The 20,649-nt window shown below is 64.1% G+C and carries 15 protein-coding genes; 10 read left to right on the forward strand and 5 right to left on the reverse strand.

Going from position 1 to position 20,649, the window contains the following annotated elements; translation table 11 throughout:
• Positions 1 to 25: 25 nt before the first annotated feature.
• Together U0042_RS29590 and U0042_RS29595 are read right to left on the reverse strand one after the other, a co-directional pair.
• Entirely contained in the window at positions 26 to 865 is an 840-nt protein-coding gene (locus tag U0042_RS29590; protein ID WP_114811245.1) for a transporter substrate-binding domain-containing protein, read from the reverse strand.
• A 444-nt stretch (positions 866 to 1,309) separates the two neighbouring features.
• Positions 1,310 to 2,224 (reverse strand): LysR family transcriptional regulator, encoded by a 915-nt coding sequence (locus tag U0042_RS29595; protein WP_114811244.1) that lies wholly within the window; start codon positions 2,222 to 2,224, stop codon positions 1,310 to 1,312.
• Between the two features lie 180 nt (positions 2,225 to 2,404).
• Between U0042_RS29595 and U0042_RS29600 the strand changes: the two genes are divergently transcribed.
• From U0042_RS29600 to U0042_RS29625, 6 genes are all read left to right on the forward strand, one after another.
• Positions 2,405 to 3,457: an aldo/keto reductase gene (locus tag U0042_RS29600; protein ID WP_114811243.1), complete on the forward strand. Its 1,053-nt coding sequence runs from the start codon at positions 2,405 to 2,407 to the stop codon at positions 3,455 to 3,457.
• Between the two features lie 493 nt (positions 3,458 to 3,950).
• Positions 3,951 to 5,042 (forward strand): sugar ABC transporter substrate-binding protein, encoded by a 1,092-nt coding sequence (locus U0042_RS29605; protein ID WP_114811242.1) that lies wholly within the window; start codon positions 3,951 to 3,953, stop codon positions 5,040 to 5,042.
• Positions 5,042 to 6,040, forward strand: coding sequence for an ABC transporter permease (locus U0042_RS29610; RefSeq protein WP_114811241.1), 999 nt, complete (start codon positions 5,042 to 5,044; stop codon positions 6,038 to 6,040). Before U0042_RS29605 ends, U0042_RS29610 begins: the two co-directional genes overlap by 1 nt.
• Positions 6,040 to 6,840 carry an ATP-binding cassette domain-containing protein gene (locus tag U0042_RS29615; protein WP_114811240.1) on the forward strand — a complete coding sequence of 267 codons (801 nt, stop codon included), beginning with the start codon at positions 6,040 to 6,042 and terminating at the stop codon, positions 6,838 to 6,840. Before U0042_RS29610 ends, U0042_RS29615 begins: the two co-directional genes overlap by 1 nt.
• 209 nt (positions 6,841 to 7,049) lie before the next feature.
• A complete protein-coding gene (locus U0042_RS29620; protein ID WP_114811239.1) occupies positions 7,050 to 7,583 on the forward strand; it encodes an RNA polymerase sigma factor in 534 nt (177 codons plus the stop codon).
• Entirely contained in the window at positions 7,580 to 8,419 is an 840-nt protein-coding gene (locus tag U0042_RS29625; protein WP_114811238.1) for an anti-sigma factor family protein, read from the forward strand. The genes U0042_RS29620 and U0042_RS29625 overlap by 4 nt, the downstream gene beginning before the upstream one ends.
• Before the next feature lie 136 nt (positions 8,420 to 8,555).
• On the opposite strand, the gene U0042_RS29630 is transcribed toward U0042_RS29625, so the two are convergent.
• A complete protein-coding gene (locus tag U0042_RS29630) occupies positions 8,556 to 9,575 on the reverse strand; it encodes a hypothetical protein (RefSeq protein WP_114811237.1) in 1,020 nt (339 codons plus the stop codon).
• A gap of 121 nt (positions 9,576 to 9,696) precedes the next feature.
• On the opposite strand from U0042_RS29630, the gene U0042_RS29635 reads away from it, so the two are divergent.
• From U0042_RS29635 to U0042_RS29650, 4 genes are all read left to right on the forward strand, one after another.
• Complete coding sequence (locus U0042_RS29635) at positions 9,697 to 10,542, forward strand: M15 family metallopeptidase (protein ID WP_114811236.1); 846 nt, start codon at positions 9,697 to 9,699, stop codon at positions 10,540 to 10,542.
• A 324-nt stretch (positions 10,543 to 10,866) separates the two neighbouring features.
• Positions 10,867 to 14,781, forward strand: coding sequence for a type VI secretion system membrane subunit TssM (tssM, locus tag U0042_RS29640; protein ID WP_114811235.1), 3,915 nt, complete (start codon positions 10,867 to 10,869; stop codon positions 14,779 to 14,781).
• The gene (gene tagF, locus U0042_RS29645) at positions 14,778 to 15,770 is read left to right on the forward strand and encodes a type VI secretion system-associated protein TagF (protein ID WP_114811234.1); all 993 of its coding nucleotides are present in this window, start codon (positions 14,778 to 14,780) and stop codon (positions 15,768 to 15,770) included. Before tssM ends, tagF begins: the two co-directional genes overlap by 4 nt.
• A 7-nt stretch (positions 15,771 to 15,777) precedes the next feature.
• Positions 15,778 to 16,758, forward strand: coding sequence for an OmpA family protein (locus U0042_RS29650; protein ID WP_114811233.1), 981 nt, complete (start codon positions 15,778 to 15,780; stop codon positions 16,756 to 16,758).
• A gap of 10 nt (positions 16,759 to 16,768) precedes the next feature.
• Here U0042_RS29650 and tssA read toward each other — a convergent pair whose 3' ends face one another.
• Together tssA and tssH are read right to left on the reverse strand one after the other, a co-directional pair.
• Complete coding sequence (gene tssA, locus U0042_RS29655) at positions 16,769 to 17,920, reverse strand: type VI secretion system protein TssA (protein WP_114811232.1); 1,152 nt, start codon at positions 17,918 to 17,920, stop codon at positions 16,769 to 16,771.
• A 3-nt stretch (positions 17,921 to 17,923) separates the two neighbouring features.
• The gene (tssH, locus tag U0042_RS29660) at positions 17,924 to 20,605 is read right to left on the reverse strand and encodes a type VI secretion system ATPase TssH (protein ID WP_114811231.1); all 2,682 of its coding nucleotides are present in this window, start codon (positions 20,603 to 20,605) and stop codon (positions 17,924 to 17,926) included.
• Between the last annotated feature and the right edge of the window lie 44 nt (positions 20,606 to 20,649).

Genomic DNA, 20,649 nt, shown 5'->3' on the forward strand with positions numbered 1-20,649 from the left:
CCTCTGCGCGCGCCGCACTGAATGCTCAGAACTGCGGATTGAGCGGATAGCGCGGATCGACGCCGAACCACTTCTTGTACAACTGCGCATTGAGCTTCGACGCATTGATGTTGAAGAGGAACAGGTTCAGGTAGTTGAGCCACTGCTGGTCGCCCGCCTTCACACCGAACGCGTTGTATTCGAGCGGCACGAGAGCTTCGTCGGTGACTGCGAGGTCCGGGTCGAGCTTCGCCTGATACGCGAGGAAGTTGTTGTCTTCGATCATCGCATCGGCCTGGCCCTGCTTCACGGCGAGAATGGCCGCCTGCGAGCTGTCGTACTCCTGGATCTTGACGGGGATGTTGAGCGCGCGCACTTCGTCGCCGTTCGTCGAACCCTTCACAGTGGCGATCGTTCGGCCCGACATGTCCTTCACCGACTTGATGCCGCTGCTCTTCTTCACGAGCAATGCTTCGCTTGCCACCACGTAGGGGGTGGTGAACGCGATCTCCTTCGCGCGCTCCAGGTTGCGCGTGAAATTGCAGAAGACCACGTCGACCTTGTCGGTCTGTAGATTCGGAATGCGGTTCGCGCTCGTCGTGTTCACGATCTCGAGCTTCACGCCCATTTCCTTCGCCAGTTCCTTAGCGAGGTCGACGTCGTAGCCGTCGGGCTGTCCGTCCTTGTTGTAGAAGCCGAACGGCGCGAACGTGAGGCAATCGCCCACGCGCAGCGTGCCGCGCTGCAAGACGCCCTGCAATGCCGAGCCGCCCGCCGCGGCCGCGCCTTCGCCCGGACCGGCCACCTTCGTGCAGCCTGCCAGCGCGAGCAGACCCGCAACGACGAACAAACCGGCGAACTTCGCGCTCACTCTGACGTGTTTCATTTTTCGATCCTGTACGGAGTAACGAATCCCATGCGTGCAAAAAAACCGGCACAAGCAGGCCGCGGCATGAGGCACACGAGGCGTTCGGCGACGCGGTGAAGGTCGGCCGTCACGCTATCCGATATACCGGAACATCGTCCGGTACAGCAGATGAGGCGCAGTGTTTCATGGAAAAAAAACCGCTGCAATGGGGAATACGTGGACCACGGCTGAGGGAAGCGCGACGTGTAATCCGTGCGCGGAAGATTGCGGCGAAGCTCGCCGGCTACGGATTCGATGCGTGGCGCGCACGCGTGTGAGCGGCACATGCACGAGCGGCTACGTGTGGTGTGGATCGGGTATCGACGGAGGTACGGCCGGAGATGCCGCGGCCAATCCGGCGAAATGCGTGAGCGAAAAACGCTGCGCGTAATGGGAACCGTGCGAGCCGCGCGATCAGTGCGATTAAGCAGGCACCTCGGGCAACCCGAGCATGTCGAGAAAAGCGCGCGCCACAGGCGTGGCCGGTTCGCCCGCTTTGCCCTTGAACACGGCCGCAAGCTCCCAGCACGGCTCGTCGGCTTCGTTGAGCGTTGCCGTGGCAATGGGCGCGCCACGCGTCTCGCGCATTCGCGCCGCGGCAACGGACTCGGGCGCCATCGCAATAGCGAGCCCCTCGGCCGCGAGATCCAGCAGCATGGGAATGTCGTTGACCTCGAAACCGATGTGCCGATGCATTCCTGCGGCCGCGAAGGTGCGGTCCACGAGCCGGCGCATGCTCCATTCGGGACGCAGGTCTGCGAAGGTCTCTCCGGCCAGATCGGACAAACGCATTCCATGCGCACCGGCGAGGCGATGGCGCGCCGCGCACACCACGACCATGCCCTCGCACGCGAACATGCGCTGACCGAGATCGTCGGGAATCGGCAGGGCGGGTTGCGTGAACGCGATGTCCATGCGGCCCTCGCGAACGTCGTCGATCAATGTGCGGGAGCCGTCGAGCGTCAGCTCGATGTCGATGCCGCTGAAGGCCGCGCGAAAACGGCCCAGCGATGCGGGCAAATCGATGAAAGGGGCAAGACCATGAATGGCGCCGATGCTGAGCCGCCCACGCGCGAGCCCATGCACCTGCGTGACTGCATTGCGCGCCTCGCGTGCGGCCGCGAGCACGCGACGTGCTTCTTCGAGCAGGACTTCGCCCGCAGCCGTGAGTGCAACACGGCGCGTGCTGCGCACGAAGAGCGGACCACCCAGGTCTTCTTCCAGCGCACGAATGGAAGCTGAAAGGCCGGACTGCACCACGTTCACCCGTTGGGACGCGCGCGTGAAATGCCGCTCCTCGGCCACGGCAACGAAGTGCTCCAGCTGCTTCAGGTCCACGCTGCGCCTCGCGAAGTGAAAGCGAAATGAATGCGGAATTAATCGTAAATGGCGCTTAATTTAAGCACATTTTTCCATTGGAACGATAGGTCGATGTTCTATATCGTCATGGAATTCCTTGCGTAATCGGCTGCATTCCGGCCGCAATCACGGTAACCCTCAAGCGGAGAAAGTTTCATCATGGAATATCGCCAGTTGGGCCGCTCCGGCCTCAAGGTATCGAGTCTCACACTCGGCACGATGACGATGGGCGGCAAGGGCAAATTCGCGAACGTCGGCACAGTGGGCCTCGACGAAGCGCGCCGCCAGATCGATATGTGTCTCGACGCAGGCGTGAACCTGATCGATACGGCAGACGTGTACTCGAACGGCGCCTCCGAAGAAATCGTGGGCGAAGCGCTGGGCGGCAAACGCAAGAGCGGCGTGCTCATCGCGACCAAAGCGCGCTTTCCGATGGGCGATGGCCCCAACGATCGCGGCCTCTCGCGCCATCATCTGATCGAGGCCTGCGAGGCAAGCCTGCGGCGCCTGAAGACCGACGTCATCGACCTGTACCAGGTGCACGAATGGGACGGCGTCACGCCGCTCGAAGAAACGCTTGAAGCGCTGGATCTGCTCGTTCGCCAGGGCAAGGTGCGCTACGTGGGTTGCTCGAACTACTCCGGCTGGCATCTGATGAAAGCGCTCGGCGTGAGCGCGCGCGACCGCCTGCCGGCCTTCGTGAGCCAGCAAATTCACTACACGCTCGAAGCGCGCGAAGCCGAATACGAACTCGTGCCCATCTCGCTCGACCAGGGGCTCGGCATTCTGGTGTGGAGCCCGCTCGCGGGCGGACTGCTGTCGGGCAAGCATCGTCGCGACGTGACGCCCGAAGGCACGCGTCAGCTGGCGGGCTGGAAGGAGCCGCCCATCCGCGATCAGGAACGGCTGTGGTCCATCGTCGACGTGCTCGTCGACATTGCCGGCGCACGCGGCGTTTCGGCGGCGCAGGTTGCATTGGCGTGGTTGCTGGGTCGCCCTGCGGTGGCGTCGGTCATCATCGGTGGACGCAATGAAGCGCAATTGCGCGACAACCTGGGCGCGGCAAACCTCAAGCTCAGCGCGGAAGAACGCGAGCGGCTCGACAAGGTCAGCCAGCCGCCGCTGCTCTACCCGTACTGGCACCAGATGCAAACGGCAAGCGATCGCCTGGGTGCCGCAGACCTCTCGCTGATTGCGCCGTATATGAAGTAACGACGCACGTACGTTTCACAGGAAGGGCCGGTGCCGCGCTATGCCGATAGCGCGGCACCGGCCCTTCCTCTTTACCAGCGCTGCGCAAACGCGAATACCGATCCGGAAGTGATGTGTCGCCTATTCCAGACCGTTTATTTCATTTCGAAAGCCCCATTAAAATGGCATACATGAAAATCGACTTGTTCCTGCATTTTCCCAATATTTAGAAAAAGACCTATAGTATTACCATTGCATGGAAACGAAATACGCAAAGCCCACTATATAAAAAATGGCGTAAAAATAGTCCGACTAGTTAAGGGTATACCGCGATTATTAGACAAAACCGCCTGATATAGCATTTTTTCCACGCCGCAGCCCGCCTTGCCACCCACGCGTGAACGACACACCAGGCGGCCGCCGCAGGAAGTTGTGATGCCCGGTGCCGGCTCCGTTCGAGCCTGCGCCGCCGTTGATGACACGAAACTCAACACGACGGAAACAGGAGACCATCATGGCGCAAAAGCGCGACGACGCGGATCAGGTGAACGACTCCCGGCGCGGACTATTGCAGGGAGCCGCACTCGGAACAGGACTCGCCACGGCAATGGCATTGCTTGGCGGCGCAATATCGCCGGCACAGGCGGCGGAAGCCGCGCCCTTTCCGGGACATAAGCGGTGGAAAATCGTATTCGTCAATCACGTCACGACGAATCCTTTCTTCGTGCCGACGCAATACGGCATTCAGGACGCGACGGCGATGTTCGGCATGGACTATCAATGGACCGGGTCCGCGAATGCCGACGTCAGCGAAATGGTGAATGCGCTTAACGCGGCCGTGGCAGCGAAAGCCGATGCGATCGCAGTGCCCATCGTCGACCCGAAAGCCTTCGACAAACCGATTCAGAACGCACTCGACGCCGGCATCCCGGTGTTCGCGTACAACGCCGACGCCCCTTCGGGCACGACGAATCCGCGTCTTGCGTACATCGGGCAGGATCTGTATCTGTCCGGGTATCAGATGGGCGAGCGCATCGTGAGCCTGATCGACAGCGGGCTCGTCGCGCTCTTCATCGCCACCCCCGGGCAGCTCAATATCCAGCCGCGCCTCGACGGCGCGATGGCCGCCATCAAGAAGTCGGGCAAGAACATCGACGCGCAAACCATCGCCACGGGCGCGACCGTCAACGAAGAACTCTCGAAGATCAAGTCGTTCTACCTGGGCCACCAGAACCTGAAAGGCATGTTCGCCGTCGACGCGGGCAGCACGCAGGGCGTGGCCGAAGTCATGAAGGAATCGAATCTTCAGTCGAAGGGTGTTCATGGCGGCGGCTTCGATCTGCTGCCGCGCACCGTGCAGTTGATTCATGAAGGCGTGCTCGACTTCACGATCGACCAGCAACCTTACGTGCAGGGTTTCTATACTGTTCTGGAGGCGTTCGTGTTCCTCGCGTCCGGTGGACTGGTGGGCCCGGCCAACATCAATACCGGTCTCAAGTTCGTGACGAAGGGCACGGTGGAGCCTTATCTCAATACGTCGACGCGCTATGAAGGCAAGAGCACGAAGGCGCAAATCGTGCCGCGCAGCGGCGGGATCAAGTCGTAATGTCTTCCGTGGCCGATAGACACACCAGCAGTGCCCGTCCGCAACGGCGGCTGGGCGCGATTGCACGTTCGAGCGAAACACGCATCTTCGTGGTGGCGCTGATTCTCAGCGCCTACTTCGAATTCATGAACCGCGACTTTCTTCTGACAGGTGCAAGCCTGCAGAACCTCTCGCAGTTCATCGCGCCCGCCGCCATCATCGCGTGCGGTGAAATCATGCTGATGATCGGCGGCGAGATCGATCTCTCCGCCGGCATGGTGTTCGCGTTTGCGCCGTTCGTCATGCATTTCGCGAGCGAGGCCGGGGCGCCCGCGTGGGCCGCGGCGCTCGCCGGCGTGCTCGCGGCCGCGGGCGTCGGCTTCGTGAACGGCGCCATGACGGTGTATCTGCGCATTCCGTCTTTCGTCACCACGCTCGGCACGCTCTTCTTCGTCAACGGCTTCACGCTGACCATTTCGCGCGGCACGCCCGTGACACCGCCCGAGGGCGAAGCCTTCGCTTCGTTCATGGGTGCGTGGGGCTACAGCGAGATCATCTGGGCCGTCGCGATCGTGCTCGTGATGCACGTCACGCTGCGCTACACGCGGTGGGGTCTGCACACCATTGCGGCGGGCGCCAATCCGCTGGGCGCGAGCGAGGCCGGCATCCAGATCCGTCGGCTCAAGCTCGGCAACTTCGTCATCGCGGCGCTGCTCGCGGGCTTGACGGGCATTCTGGAAGGCTTTCGCATCAGTTCCATCGACCCGCAGGCCGGCGGCAACCAGATCATGTTCCTTGCCGTAGCGGCCGCGGTGATCGGCGGCACGCCGCTCGCGGGCGGTTCGGGCACGATCATCGGCGGCTTCATCGGCGCGGCCGTGCTCGGCATTCTCAACGACGGCTTCACGCTCATCGGCATCAACGCGTTCACGTTCAACATGATTCTGGGCGCCGCCATTCTGGCCGCGATGATCATCAACATCCACGTCATGCGGCTTGCGCGCAAAGGGGAGCTGTAATGACGGACACGACTGCAACGCCGGTTACAGCAGCGGCAACGGTGGACGCGCTGCGCGGCGAAAACATCGTGAAGCGCTTCGGCGCCGTTACGGCGCTGGACGGCGTGAACATCCGGCTCGGCCAGGGCGAGATTCTCGGCATTCTCGGCGACAACGGCGCGGGCAAGTCCACGCTCATGAAGATCCTCACGGGCTTTCATCCGCAGACGAGCGGCAAGCTCTTCGTGCACGGCGAGCAAACGGAGCTGCGCTCCGTGGACCACGCGCGCGCGCTCGGCATTGAATGCGTCTACCAGGATCTCGCGCTTGCGAACTCGCTGAGCATCTATCACAACATGTTCCTGAACCGCGAGATCGTGCATCGCGGCCCGCTGCGTCTGCTCAATAACCGCGCCATGCGCCTGCGCGCGGCCGAGTGCCTGGAAGATATCGGCGTACACGTGCCTTCGGTGGACCTGCCTGTGGAGCAGCTTTCGGGTGGCCAGCGCCAGGCCATTGCCGTGGCGCGCGCGGTCAATTCGAACGCACGCATCCTGCTGCTCGACGAACCGCTCGCCGCCATGGGCGCCCGCGAGGCGGGACTCATCATCGACCTCATCATGCGGCTCAAGAAAAAGGGCAACCTTTCGATCGCGATGATCATGCACAACTACGCGCAGACGCTCGACATCGCCGATCGCATCATGCTCATGCAGCGCGGGCGAGTGACTTACGAACGCGACAGCGCGAGCACATCCGTGGCGGAGTTGATGGACATCGTGCGCCGCGAGTATCGCGAAATGCGCACAGGTACGCGCTGAGCGGTTATCGGCGCTCGGCGCGGCAGCGCGCGGTTGTGCCCGCGCGCCTGAATCGTCCTTACATCTGCCCTTCATTTCTCCGCTCGCCGTCGGGCCCTTCGCCTCACGAGCCTCACGAAGTCCGTGCCGAAAATTTCGCGGCACGCGTGGAATAATTCCTCGTCCTGTCTGTTATTCCGGTACGCGCGCGACCGATACCGGAGCGATTGATGAACGACGACGACCTGCCAGCCGTGCTGCCCACGCTGCTTCCGCGGCTGTGGCGGTTTGCGCTGCGCCTCACGCAGAACCAGCACGATGCCGAAGACCTCGTGCAGCGCGCCTGCGTTCGCGCCCTCGAACGGAGAAATCAGCTTCAGCCCGGCACGTCGGCACTCAGCTGGCTGTTTTCGATCGTTCATTCGACGTGGCTCAACGAATTGCGCTCGCGCTCGATTCGCAGCCGGGGCAGCATGGACTGGCAGGACGACGAGATCGAGTCGTTCGCCGACCCCTCGGGGCACAACCCGGAAGTCGATCTCATGCACCGCCAGGTCATTCGCGCGGTGGAATCGCTGCCGGACGCGCAGCGTGTGGTCATGGTGCTCGTGGCCATCGAAGGGCTCAGCTATCGCGAGGCCGCCGAGGTACTGGACGTGCCGATCGGCACCATCATGAGCCGGCTCTCGCGCGCCCGGCTGACGGTCGGACAACAATTCGGGGTACAGGCGCCAGCCTCCGCCCGCAAGGGGGAAGCACTATGACCAACGTCGACGATACGTTGCTGATGTTGTACGTGGACGGCGAACTGCCGCCCGAGCAGCGCGCCGAGGTGGAAGCCGCCGTCGCGCATTCGCCCGATCTGTCGGCGCGCGTCGCGGCGTTGCGCGCGTCGTGCCTGCCGTATCGCGCGGCCTACGAGCGTCAGCATTTGCCGCCGGTGCCGCAAAGTCTCACGCGGCGCATCGAAGAACTCGTGAGCGTCAGCACGCCGCAGCAGCGGCCGGCCCGGCCGGCTCGCCGCACGCAGGCGCCGTGGCTCGCCGCGGCCTTCGTGGCAGGCGCGATCTGCTCGGGCGTGTTGACCGCGTATTTCGCGGGCGGCAATGCGTTGCCCGCGAGCGTCGATCCGTGGGTGCGCAGCGTGGCCGACTACCAGGTGCTCTACGGTCGCGAAACGGTAGCGGCCCTCAAGGAAGATCACGCCGCCACCGAGCAGATCCTCACGGACCTGAGCCAGCGCCAGGGCATGCCGATTCGCGTGCCCGACCTGCGCGAAGCGGGCCTCAAGTTCAAGCGCGTGCAGGTGCTCTACTACCACAACCGTCCGCTGATCCAGATGGTGTACCTGCCCGAGCGCGGCGACCCGGTCGCGCTCTGCGTGATCGAGGACACGCACGGCGATGCGCCGCTTCGCATGCAGCAGGTGGGCGAAATGAAGACCGTGACGTGGCGCGCGAACAAGCTCGCTTATGTGCTGCTCGCGCGCAACGACAGCGTCGATCTGAAGGAGATGGCGCAGCAGATCGTCAACGGAAAGGCGGGCGATCTGTATGGGAACGCGACGGAAAACGTGCCACGCGGCAAGTCGCTGACCTGAGTAGAACTGAGTAGAAGACCGAAGCCGGCGAGCCGAGCGAAACAGCTGCTTATCGTGGCGCCCCGCCCACTCTCGACTAAGGGCCCCCCGCGCGCTGAACCCGCTCGCGACGAGGTTCAGCGTGCGGCATCACCGTTCACGGCTGCCGTGTGGTCGCCGCAGTCGGGCAAGCCGGATCTTTACCCCAATGCCCGTCACATACGCGCCAGCGACACAGCTGGTCTTCGAAGAACCCTTTCTGCCCGCACTCCTTCACGCGATCCGCGAGACGCGCATCGCCCGCGTTCGTGGATGCGGCCACTTTTGTCGGCGCTTCCTTCGAGGTTTCCTTTGCAGCGGCCTGCTTTGCTGAAGCCTTCTTCGACTGCGCCGGCTTCGCAGGCGCTTCTTTCTCAGCCTCGGTGGACGGCTTAGTGCGCGCGACAAGCGCAGCCAGCAGGTCGGCGTCCGAGTCGTCGTGCGCCTTGCCGGTCTTCGTGTCGTGGGACTTCTGCGTCTGCGCTACAGCTACCGGTTTCGTTGCATGACGGCTGGCGCTTGCGGCCTCATGCTTGTTGCGCGACGCGACCGTCTCATGTCGCTTGCTGCTCGAAGCAGCGGTGTCGGCCGACTTCGCGCTCTTCGCCGGCGCGGCGGCAAGCGTGGCAGCCGATGCCGGTGCGCCTGTGTCCTCTGCGCCGTTGGCCAGCGCGCGAGACAGGCGATTGTCGTCGACGGCGCCCGATGCCGATGCCATGTTCGCCGCCGACGCTGCGCCCTGCGATGCACTCGCAGAGTCGTCGGCCACGATGGTCGCGGCCTGGGGCGCGGATGCGGAAGCAGCATTGGCTGCAGTGGTTTGAGCCGCGCTCGCACCGCTGGCCTGTGCCGGCGTAGTCGCCGCTGCGCTCACCGTTGCATCGCTCTGCGCCGCGCCGGCCGGATGCGACGGGTAACGCCCCTGCAACTGCCAGGCCCCCACCGCGGCCAGCGCCACGACAAACAACGCGCCCACCACGAGCGGCTTCTTGCTGCGCGGCGGCTTCTTCTCGGCAGGCGGCACGACTCGGCCTTCCAGGTTCGCGAGGATGCGCGAACCGTTGGCTTCGCTTCCGCGAGCCGTATCGGAAAGCAGGCTAGGCGGCGTTCTGGAATTCGGGCTGTCCGGCGCACTCATTCGCTGTCTCATTGAATCCTTGTTTAATTCGCCGCGATAATAATGTCCGAACCTGGCGAGCAGGCTGATTCTAAAGTCTCGCATTACAAAATACAATTGCCGGCAAATTGCGGGGTGCACCTTGATTGCTGCGGTCCTTACTTTCTATTTCCTTGTCGTCGTGCTGGCCGCGGCAATGCTGCTTTTGCCCGCTGTGCGCGCGTCTATTCTGGGCGCCGCCTTCCAGATACATGGACGCGTTATGCGCCGCGCATCGGCACACGCAATGCGCACTCGCGAGCAATTACATAAATCGGCAAAAATTTCTCAAAGCACTTTAGTCGACGTGCAAAATTTGCTGATACGCCGGCGCTTGCTGATTTTTACTGCCACAGGTATTCTTGCCACGCCGCCGCTGATTGCAATTGCACTGCGGCGTCGTCAGTTATTTCAATATGACGACAATGTTCGGGTGCCCGACGAAAAAATCGCTGCCCTGCTGAATGGCGAGCAGCTCGTGCCCCCGCCGCCGCTTCCGCCGGAGGTCTTCGCCACGCAGGAAGTCGAGCAGGTGCGGCCCGCGCTGCAGGACGCGAGCCGCGACTGGAACCTGCTGGACGCGGATTTCAGAACGCGCTTATTGCTCGTGTACAAGATCATGCGTGAGCAATACGGTTATCAAATGGCCTTGCTGGAAGGCTATCGCAGCCCGGAACGGCAAAACCGGCTCGCGCAGATGGGGGGAAACGTGACCAATGCCGCGGCGTATCAGAGCTATCACCAATATGGACTGGCCGCGGACAATGCCTTTTTGCGCGACGGCAAGCTGGTCATTTCAGAAAAAGATCCATGGGCCATGCGAGGCTACGAGTTGTACGGACAGACCGCCGAACAGGTCGGTCTCACATGGGGCGGCCGCTGGAAATTGATGGATCTGGGGCACGTCGAATATCACAAGCCCGGGTTCGTATTGGGCCGCGCGCACTAAATCGCGCAAAAACCACATAAGAAAGGGGGCGCATGGGGCATTTCACAATTTCCGCCGCCGGGAAATGGGGCGTTCAATCCCGCGCATACGGGACTTTCGAACCCTTCGTCATTTTTCCTTCACGAAATTGCGATAACCGCTGTGCAGATGCTGCATGCGGAGGCTGCCGCAATACAGACACGTTCCGGCAACCCAGACCCGCTACGCTCGCGAGGCTTCAGCACGCCTGAGCGCAACGCCGAAGCGGCCGCAGGCAATCCGCGCCGCGCCCGCCGACTCGAAAAGCACACCACACCAGTACATCACCAGCACTGAACGGCACCCATGCAACGCTTTCTCACCGTGTTGACCAGTAAACGCACGCTCACGATCGTCGGCTTCATCGCGCTCGCAGCGGTCCTGTTCGTCGGCGCGAGCCTGCTCGATCTACCGCCGCTGTGGCCGGCGCTCGTGCTCGGTGCGCTCATCGTCTTGTGGCTCGTGGTGTGGATCGTGCGGCGCCTGCGCGCGCGGCGCGCCAATCGCAAGCTGGGCGAAATGCTCGAACAGCAGGCCGAGACCGACAAGGCCGCGGCCGCCGCCGCGCCGCCCGCGCGCCAGGCCGAACTGGACACGCTGCGCGCGCGCCTCATCGATGCGGTCAAGACCATCAAGACATCGAAGATCGGTCAGGTGTCGGGCGGTTCCGCGCTTTACGAGCTGCCCTGGTACATCGTGATCGGCAACCCCGCTGCGGGCAAGAGCAGCGCGGTGCTGAACTCCGGGCTGCAATTCCCGTTCGCCGATAAAAACAACGCCGTGGTGCACGGCATTGGCGGCACGCGCAACTGCGACTGGTTCTTCACGACCGAAGGCATCCTGCTCGACACCGCGGGCCGCTATTCGGTGCACGAGGAAGACCGCAGCGAATGGCTCGGCTTTCTCTCGCTGCTCAAGCGGCACCGGCCGAAGGCGCCTATCAACGGCATCATCGTCACAGCGAGCATCGCGGAACTCACGGGCAACCGCCCCGAATTCGCGATCAATCTCGCGAAGAACCTGCGCCAGCGCGTGCAGGAACTCACGGAAAAGCTCGAAGTGTTCGCGCCGGTCTACGTGATGTTCACGAAGGCCGACCTCATCACAGGCTTCAGCGAATTTTTCGGCCACAGCGACCGCAACGAATACGACCGCGTATGGGGCGCCACGCTGCCCTACGAACCCGACGAGAAGCGCGACATCGTCGCGCTCTTCGACGAACGCTTCGAAGAACTCTATGAAGGCCTCAAAGAGATCAGCGTCGCGCAGCTCTCCATCAGCCGCGGCAACAAGCTCTCGCCGGGGCAATTGAGCTTCCCGCTCGAGTTCTCCACCATCAAGCCGGCGCTGCGCGCGTTCCTCGCCACGCTGTTCGAGAACAACCCGTTCCAGTACAAGCCCATCTTTCGCGGCTTCTACTTCACGAGCGCATTGCAGGAAGGCGAAACGAACAGCGCCGCCGCGCAACGCATCGCGAACCGCTTCGGGCTTTCGGCTGAAGGCTTGCCCCAGCCGCAAGGCGCCGTCTCGCGATACGGCTTCTTCCTGCGCGACCTGTTCTCCAAGGTGATCTTCGCCGACAAGCAAACGGTGCGTCAGTTCGCGAGCCCGGCAAAGACGCGGCTGCGCTACGCCACTTTCTTCGGCTTCGTCGCGGCGCTCGCGCTCGCGCTGGGCGGCTGGACGTGGTCCACCATCGGCAATCAGCAACTCACGGCCAACGTGCAGGCGGATCTCGATAACGTGGTGCGCCTGCAGCAGAACCGCAGCGACCTGCAATCGCGCCTGCAGGCCATGGACATTCTCGAAGACCGCATCGAGCAGCTCGAGCAGTTCCGCCACGACAAGCCGCTTTCCGTTTCGCTCGGGCTGTACCAGGGCGACCGGCTCGAGCAACATCTGCTGGCCGAGTACTACAACGGCGTCAAGCAGATCCTGCTCACGCCCGTTTCGCAGAACCTCGCGTCGTTCCTGAAGGATGTGAACGCGCATCCCGAACTGCTCGCGCCCATGACGCGCGCGCCCGAATCTGGCGCGATTCCCGTCTCCGCGCATGCGGCGATGGCCTCCACCAGCCAGGGCGGCCTGTATAGCGACGCGTCGCCCACGAACGTGGAAGACGCCTACAACGCGCTGAAGACGTACCTCATGCTCTCCGACAAGCGCCACGTCGAGCAGGCGCACCTGACCGATCAACTCGCGCGCTTCTGGCGCGGCTGGCTCGAAACGAACCGGGGCAACATGCCGCGCGACGAGATGATCCGCAGCGCCGAACGCATGATCACGTTCTACCTCTCGCGCGTCACCGACGACGACTGGCCGATGATCGACGAGAACCTCGCGCTCGTCGACCAGACGCGCGAGAACCTGCGCCGCGTGGTGCGCGGCATGCCGGCACGCCAGCGCGTCTACGAGGAAATCAAGGCGCGCGCCTCCACGCGTTTTGCGCCGATGACAGTGGCACGCATCGTCGGCGAATCGAATAACGGCCTCGTGGCCGGCAGCTACGCGATTCCGGGCACCTTCACGCGCGAGGCGTGGTTCCAGTACGTGCAGCCCGCCATTCGCGACGCGGCCACGAAGGAACTGCAGGCGAAGGACTGGGTGCTCAATACCTCGGCCACCGACGACCTCACGCTCGAAGGCAGCCCCGAGCAGATCCAGAAGGCGCTCGTGCAGATGTACAAGACGGAATACGCACAGCACTGGCAGAAGTTCATGCAGGGCATTGCCGTGCAGAGCTTCGGCAGCTTCAACCAGGCCGTGGACGCCATGAACCGCCTGGGCGACCCGCAGGATTCGCCCATCCGCAAGGTGCTCGAAACCGCGTACGAGCAAACGTCGTGGGACAACCCGTCGTTGGCCAACACGGTGCTCAAGAGCGCGCAGGCCGGCGTGACTGGCTGGTTCAAGAACCTGTTCTCGCGTGCGCCTGCGCCTGCACAAACGGCCGCGAACGTCGACATCAACGGCAATCCGGTCGAGCTGCCCATGGGGCCCATCGGGCAGGAATTCACGGGGCTTGCGCGCATCGTGCAGACGCACGACGGCACGTCGCTGCTGCGCAATTACATGGATTCGCTCTCGAAGGTCCGCACGCGCTTCAACGTGCTGAAGAACCAGGGCGACCCGGGGCCCGGCGCGCGTCAGCTCATGCAGCAGACGCTGGACGGCAACGGCTCGGAACTCGCCGACTCGCTCAAACTCGTGGACGAGCAGATGCTGACGGGCCTCACCGATTCGCAACGCAAGGCGCTGCGTCCGCTGCTCGTGCGTCCGCTCATGCAGGCCTACGCGGTGGTGATCCAGCCCGCCACCGTCGAAGTGAACAAGATCTGGAACGCGCAGGTGTACCAGACGTTCCAGACCTCGCTTGCGAACAAGTATCCGTTCTCGGGCGACGCGAAGATCGAAGCCGGCGCGGGCGAAATCGCCCAGGTCTTCGGGCCGGACGGTGCCATTGCGAAGTTCGTGGGCACGACGCTCGGACCGCTCGCGGTACGCCGCGGCGACACGCTCACGGCACGCACATGGGGCGACATGGGCCTCGCGCTCACGCCCGACTTCACGAACGGCTTCGCCCGCTGGGTAGCGCCGCTGTCGGGCGGCGCGGCAGGCGGCGGCCAGGCATCGAGCGAGCCGCAGACGGTGTTCCAGATCCTGCCGCAGCCGGCCACCGGCACGACGGAGTACACCATTGCCATCGACGGTCAACAGCTGCGCTACCGCAACACGCCGCCGCAATGGACCAACTTCGTGTGGCCGAACCCGCAGGGCTCGCCGGGCGCCACGCTCACGGCCACAACGTTCGACGGTCGCACGTTGCAACTCGTGAACGAGCCGGGACGCTACGGTCTCGAAAAGCTCATCAACTCGGCGCAACGCAAGCGCCGCCCGGACGGCACGTTCGATCTGTCGTGGACGCAAGGCAACGTCACCGTGGCCGTGAGCATGCGCATCATCAGCAGCTCGCAGCCGACGGGCGGCGGTGGCGGCAGCAGCGGTTCGGGCGACGCACCGCAGCAGCAAAGTCTGCGCGGGCTGCGGCTGCCCTCCTCCGTGGCCGATGTCAGCGCTGCGACAGCGCTGACGGCGCCCACGGTTCCGGCAGCGGGCGTGTCCACGCCGGGCACATCTACGCCGGGCGTCGCGAACACCGGCGCAGGCGCGCAGTCATCCGCTGTCGTCTCGGCAGCTTCGCATTCGGGGAGTGCGCAATGACGCAAACCGTAGAGGCGCAGATCGCCTACTTTGGCAAGATCCCGTCGCGCGGCGACTTCGTGAAGAGCGCGCATAACCCGCAGTTGCTCCAGACGCTCGACAACTGGATCGCGCAGGCCATGGAGCTGCTGGCGGAAGACCCGCGCTGGAAGATCGTCTACGAAGACGCGCGGCCCATGCACTTCGCCTTTCTCGGCTCGCGCAGCCGGCTCGCCATTGCGGGTCACATGATGGCGAGTCACGATGTGTCGTCGCGGCGCTTTCCGTTTCTCGCGGCCACGGCGCTCGAAGTGAATCAGCCGCTCGCGTTTCTCGCGCGCAGCCCGCTCGCGTTCGCGCGGCTATGGTCGCGTGTAGCCGCGCAGATGAAGCCGCTGCTTTCCGCGTCTGAACCCGCGGGCGCGCTCCAGGCGCTGGGCGAAACGCACGTGCCGATCGAAACGAGCGCGGGCCCCGGTAGCCCGCACGACGGCACCTTCAACGACTTCGTGGAACACCAGACGCTCGCCGGGCTCGAACAGATGCTGCTCGCAAGCGGCCATCCCGTGAAACTGCGCGGTGCGATGCTTGCGCTCGGGTCGCTGCTGCGGCCCGTGATGACGAGCGGATCGTCGCATCTGGAGCGCGGCCTCACGCTGCCGCTGCCCACCGACCCGTTCTATCGCAGCCTCGTTGCCGCGTTCTGGCTCGAACTGATTGCGCCCTTTGTCGCGCACGCCGACTTCGAGCTTGCCATCTTCATCGGCACGATCGCTTCGCGCGAGCGGCTCGTGGTGGGCTTCAACGGTGCCTCGGCGAAGACGCTGCACAGCGTCGTCGACCCGCAGGCGTACGCGTCGCACAACATCGACATCGACGACCCCGAGTGGATCGACGCTCATGCACAGAACGACCATGGAATCAGCAAGCTTGTCAGCTATCTCGACCAACCGCAGCTTTCGTTGCGCATGGCCATCGACACGTTCCGCGAAGCGTTCGTCGCAGCATGACCGCATGATGAGCGCCCTCCAACGTCGCGCCTTGCGCCCTGCCACCGCCGCCGTTGCCTACGCTGCGGCCTGCATGCTGTTCGCGGCATCGGGCACGGTATGGGCCGACAATGCCGGACCGGCGAACGTTACGCCCGTCGACAACAGCGGCGTGCAGATTCACACGACCATCCTGCCGCCGCAGCCGGCTGCATCGACGGGCACGTCCACGGTCGCGGGCAGCAATGCCAACGCTGTGGCGAACCCGGGCGGGTCGGCAGGCACGACCTACGTGCCGCCTGCCGCGAACACCACGCCGGGCCAGGTGGTCGTAGGCGGCAAGGTGCCCGACGAAGCCACGAAAGCGGCCGTGCTGCAACGCCTGCGCGACACGTATGGCGCGACCAACGTGGTCGATCAGATCGAAGTGGGCAACGTCGCCACGCCGCCCAACTGGGGCACGAATGTGCAGAAGCTGATCGGCCCGCAGTTGAAGCAGATCAGCAAGGGGCAACTCAAGATCGACGGCACGCAGATCGACGTGAAAGGCGAAGTGGGCAACGAAGCGCAGCGCCAGCAACTCGCGAGCGACATGGCCAACGCGCTGAACCCGACCTGGACCATCAAGAACGGACTGCGCGTGAGCGCATCCGAGCAAGGGCTGCTCGATCGCACGCTCGCGAACCGCACCATCGAATTCGAAACGGGCAGCGCCACGCTCACGCCGCAAGGCCGCGCGATTCTCGATCAGATGGCGGCGGTGCTGTCGAAGATGTCGACGAAGACCGTGGAAATCATCGGGCACACGGACAATCTCGGTAATCGGGCATCCAACATCGCGTTGAGCCAGGCGCGCGCGGATGCGGTGAAGGGCTACCTCGTCGCGCGAGGCATCTCGCCGCAGCAGTTGAGCACGACAGGCGTGGGCCCCGACCAACCCATCGCCTCGAACGACAGCACCGACGGGCGCGCCCGCAACCGGCGCATCGAATTCAGAGCGGGACTCTGATAAGCGTTGATCAACCGTTCGCGTCGGGCTTGATGCCCAGCAACTCGCGGATGTGCGAAAGCGAGCCGTCGTCTTTCACGACCGTCGAAAGCCATTCGTGCAGCGGCATCTCGGCCCATTCGGCGGCCTTGTCCGCGAGATAGGCCACCGGACTGTGCGGCTCGGTGCTGCGGAAATACTTCGCGACCGCGCGCAGTTGAGCGACGGCCTGCGCACGGTTCTGAATGCCGGCGTACGCGACGTTCGCCACGTGCGGGGTCTGTGATGCGGGAGCGAGTGTGGTGGGCACGGCAGCCTCGTGCGACAACGGCGTCTTGAATGTCGGCTCGGTGCGCTCCTGCGCACCCGCCACCTGGTCCTGCTTCGATTCCCGCGCGGCCTGGCCCGCGGGCGCATCCGGATTCACGCCGGCTTCGCGCGCGAAGCGCTCGGCAAGCCGATACACCGACTCGTACGCGTCTTTTGCCTTGCGAAAGCTCGGCGCGACTTCGCCCGCGCGCAGGTCGAGTTCACGCTCGAGGCCCAGCATCGCGTCTTCGAATGCCTTCAGCTCCGCAAGCAACGACACATAGAAGCGCGCGGGCGTGGAGCGCCGGCTTGCTTCGATCTGCTCGACTGCCGGCTTGCCGCGCGTGATGTCGTCCGCGTGTTCCGGGTCGCGCTTCGCCGCCTGCGCCGCGTGCGTGGCCACCTCCCAGTCGAGCGCGCTGAACGAGCTATCCGGTGTCTGCGTGAGCGGCGCGGTGCGCAGCAGTTCGGCCGTGCGCCCCACGAGCCAGCCGACGTTGCCGAGGCGATATTCGGTGTCGTCGCCTTCCGGCAGCGGATGCAGATACTCCCAGTACCGCTCGCACAAGCCTGTCACGAGCGCATAGCCTTGCGTGAGCCCCGGCACGCCGTCTTCCATGGCCAGCGCTTCCGTCAGCCACACCGCGAGCCGCAGGTCTTTCGTCTGCGAGCCCAGCAGCGCGGATGCGCGCTCGATCACGAACGACCAGTCGGCTTCCTTGATGTCCGTCACCCACTCGCCCTGGTCCAGCGAGGGATCGTCGAAACGGCGCGCGTGCTGGATAGCGTCGAAGTCTGCCGAAAACAGCAGGTCCTCGCCGCACGGCGACGATTCGCTCACGGGCTCGATCAGCGCTTTCAGATCGATCGGCATGCGTTACTCCACCGTGTATTCGAATTCGCCCGACTCGTGCGCATGCACAGCAATCTTCGCGATCGGTTCGCCGTCCGCGATGCGCTCCAGCACGTGCTGCGCGATCTCGGGCAAGAGCGTGCCGTTCAGGATGTGGTCCACGTTGCGCGCGCCCGAATCCACTTCGGTACACCGCGCGAGCACGGCGTCGACGAGCGACTCGTCCCATTCGAACGCCGCATGATGATTCGCTTCGACACGGCGGCGAATGCGTTCGAGCTTCAGTTCGATGATCTGCGCGAGCACGTCGTCGGAAATCGGGTAGTACGGCACCACCTTCATGCGGCCGAGGAACGCGGGCTTGAACGCCTTGTACAGCTGCGGGCGCAGCAGTTCGGCCAGTTCGTCGGCATCCGGCAACTCCCCTTCGCCCTTGTTGAGGCAGTGCTGCATCACCGTGGTGGACCCCACGTTCGACGTCAGAATGATGAGCGTGTTGCGAAAGTCGATCTCGCGTCCTTCGGCGTCGTCCATCATGCCCTTGTCGAAAACCTGGAAGAACATCTCGAGCACGTCGGGATGCGCCTTTTCCACTTCGTCGAGCAGCACGACCGAGTACGGATTGCGCCGCACCGCTTCGGTCAGCACGCCACCCTCGCCGTAGCCGACATAACCCGGCGGCGAGCCCTTGAGTCCCGAGACGCTGTGCGCTTCCTGATACTCGCTCATGTTGATCGTGACCATCTTGCGCTCGCCGCCGTACAGCACGTCTGCCAGCGCGAGCGCCGTTTCGGTTTTACCCACGCCCGAGGGCCCGACGAACATGAAGACGCCGCGCGGCTTGTTCGGATCTTCGAGCCCTGCGCTCGCGGTTCGCACGCGCTGCGCGATGGCCTCGAGCGCGTGGTCCTGGCCGATCACGCGAGCAGCCAGTAGCGGCTGAAGATTCATCACCGTGCCGATTTCGTCCTTCACCATGCGGCCCAGTGGAATGCCGGTCCACGACGCGACGATTTCCGCGACCACGTGGCCGTCCACCTGCAAGGGCACCATGGGTTGCTCGCCCTGCAACGCATGCAGACGCGCGACGCGTTGCGTGAGCGTTTCGCGCGCCTGGTGCAGTTCGTCGGATTGCGCGGCATCGGCCGCGCGCTCGCGCAGCGTATCGATCTGGCTGCGCAGTGCTGCAATCTCCGCCACGAGTTCGCGCTCCTGCGCGTAGCGCGCTTCGTCGGCGGTCACGGCTTCCATGTCCGCTGCGAGTTGCGCGCGCAGCGTAGCGAGCCGTTCCGCGCGCTGCGGGTCTTCGGCTGCATCGCCAGCCGCCTCGCGTTCGAGCGCCGCGATTTCCGTCTGCGTGCGTTCGATGCGTTTTCTCGCGTCGTCGATCGCGCCCGGCGTGGCGCTCTGTGCAAGCGCGACACGCGCGCACGCGGTGTCGAGCACGCTGATCGCCTTGTCGGGCAGTTGCCGTCCGCTGATGTAGCGATGCGAGAGGCGCACGGCCTCCGTAATGGCGTCATCGAGAATGCGCACGTTGAAGTGGCGTTCCATCAAACCGGCCATGGCGCGCAGCATGGCAGCGGCCAGCGTTTCGTCCGGCTCTTCGACCTTCACTACCTGGAAGCGCCGTGCGAGCGCCGCGTCTTTTTCGAAGTACTTCTTGTATTCGCTCCACGTCGTGGCCGCGATGGTGCGCAATTCACCACGCGCGAGCGCAGGCTTGAGCAGGTTCGCGGCATCGTTCTGGCCCGCCTGGCCACCCGCGCCGATGATCGTATGCGCCTCGTCGATGAACAGGATGATCGGGTGCGGACTCTTCCTCACTTCGTCGATCACGTTCTTCAGGCGGTTTTCGAACTCGCCCTTCACGCTGGCGCCGGCCTGCAACAACCCCATGTCGAGCACATGAAGCGCCACGCCCGCGAGCGCGGCGGGCACGTCGCCGGCCGCGATACGCAGCGCGAGACCTTCCACCACCGCGGTTTTTCCCACGCCTGCTTCGCCCGTGAGGATAGGGTTGTTCTGACGGCGGCGCATCAGGATATCGATCGCCTGGCGGATCTCGCGTTCGCGGCCCACCACGGGGTCGATCTTGCCTTCGCGGGCGCGCTCGGTGAGGTTGGTCGTGTAGGTGTCGAGCGCGGGGGTTCGCGACGGGCCGCCGGTGGTCGTCTGGCGCTGTGGCGTGTCCTCGGTGGGATCGGCTCCGGTCGTGGTTGCTCGTTCCACTTCGATCGAGCCTTCCGTGATGTCATCGAAGCGGTGCTTGAGATCGGTCACGCGCACGTCGGCAAAACGCGGCGACATGCGCTGCGCGAATTGCGCGAGATCCGGCGCGCTCAACAACGCGAGCAGCAGATGCCCCGAGCGGATTCGTCCGATCTGCGAATCCAGCGATGCAATGAGCCACGCCTGTTCGAACAGTTCGATGAGATGCACCGAAAACACCGGCGTTCTGGTGTTGCCTGTCTTCAACCGTTCGAGTTCGCCTTCGAGGTCGGCGCGCAGCGCGTGCACGTCCACAGCGCTTCCCCTCAGCACGATGGACGCATCGCTCGCGGGTTCGTCCAGCAACGCGAGGAACAGATGTTCGAGGTCCACCTCGTAGTGACCGCGCGCGAGACACAGGCTCGCCGCGCGCTCCGTGACCTGGCGGCACGTCGTGTTGAGTTTCGTAATGAGAGTCTTCAGGGGCGTGCTCATCGGGTGCGTCCGGTTCTCGTATGGTTCAGTGCTTCTTTGAGGCC

The organism is Paraburkholderia kururiensis, assembly GCF_034424375.1.
Lineage (GTDB): Bacteria > Pseudomonadota > Gammaproteobacteria > Burkholderiales > Burkholderiaceae > Paraburkholderia > Paraburkholderia kururiensis_A.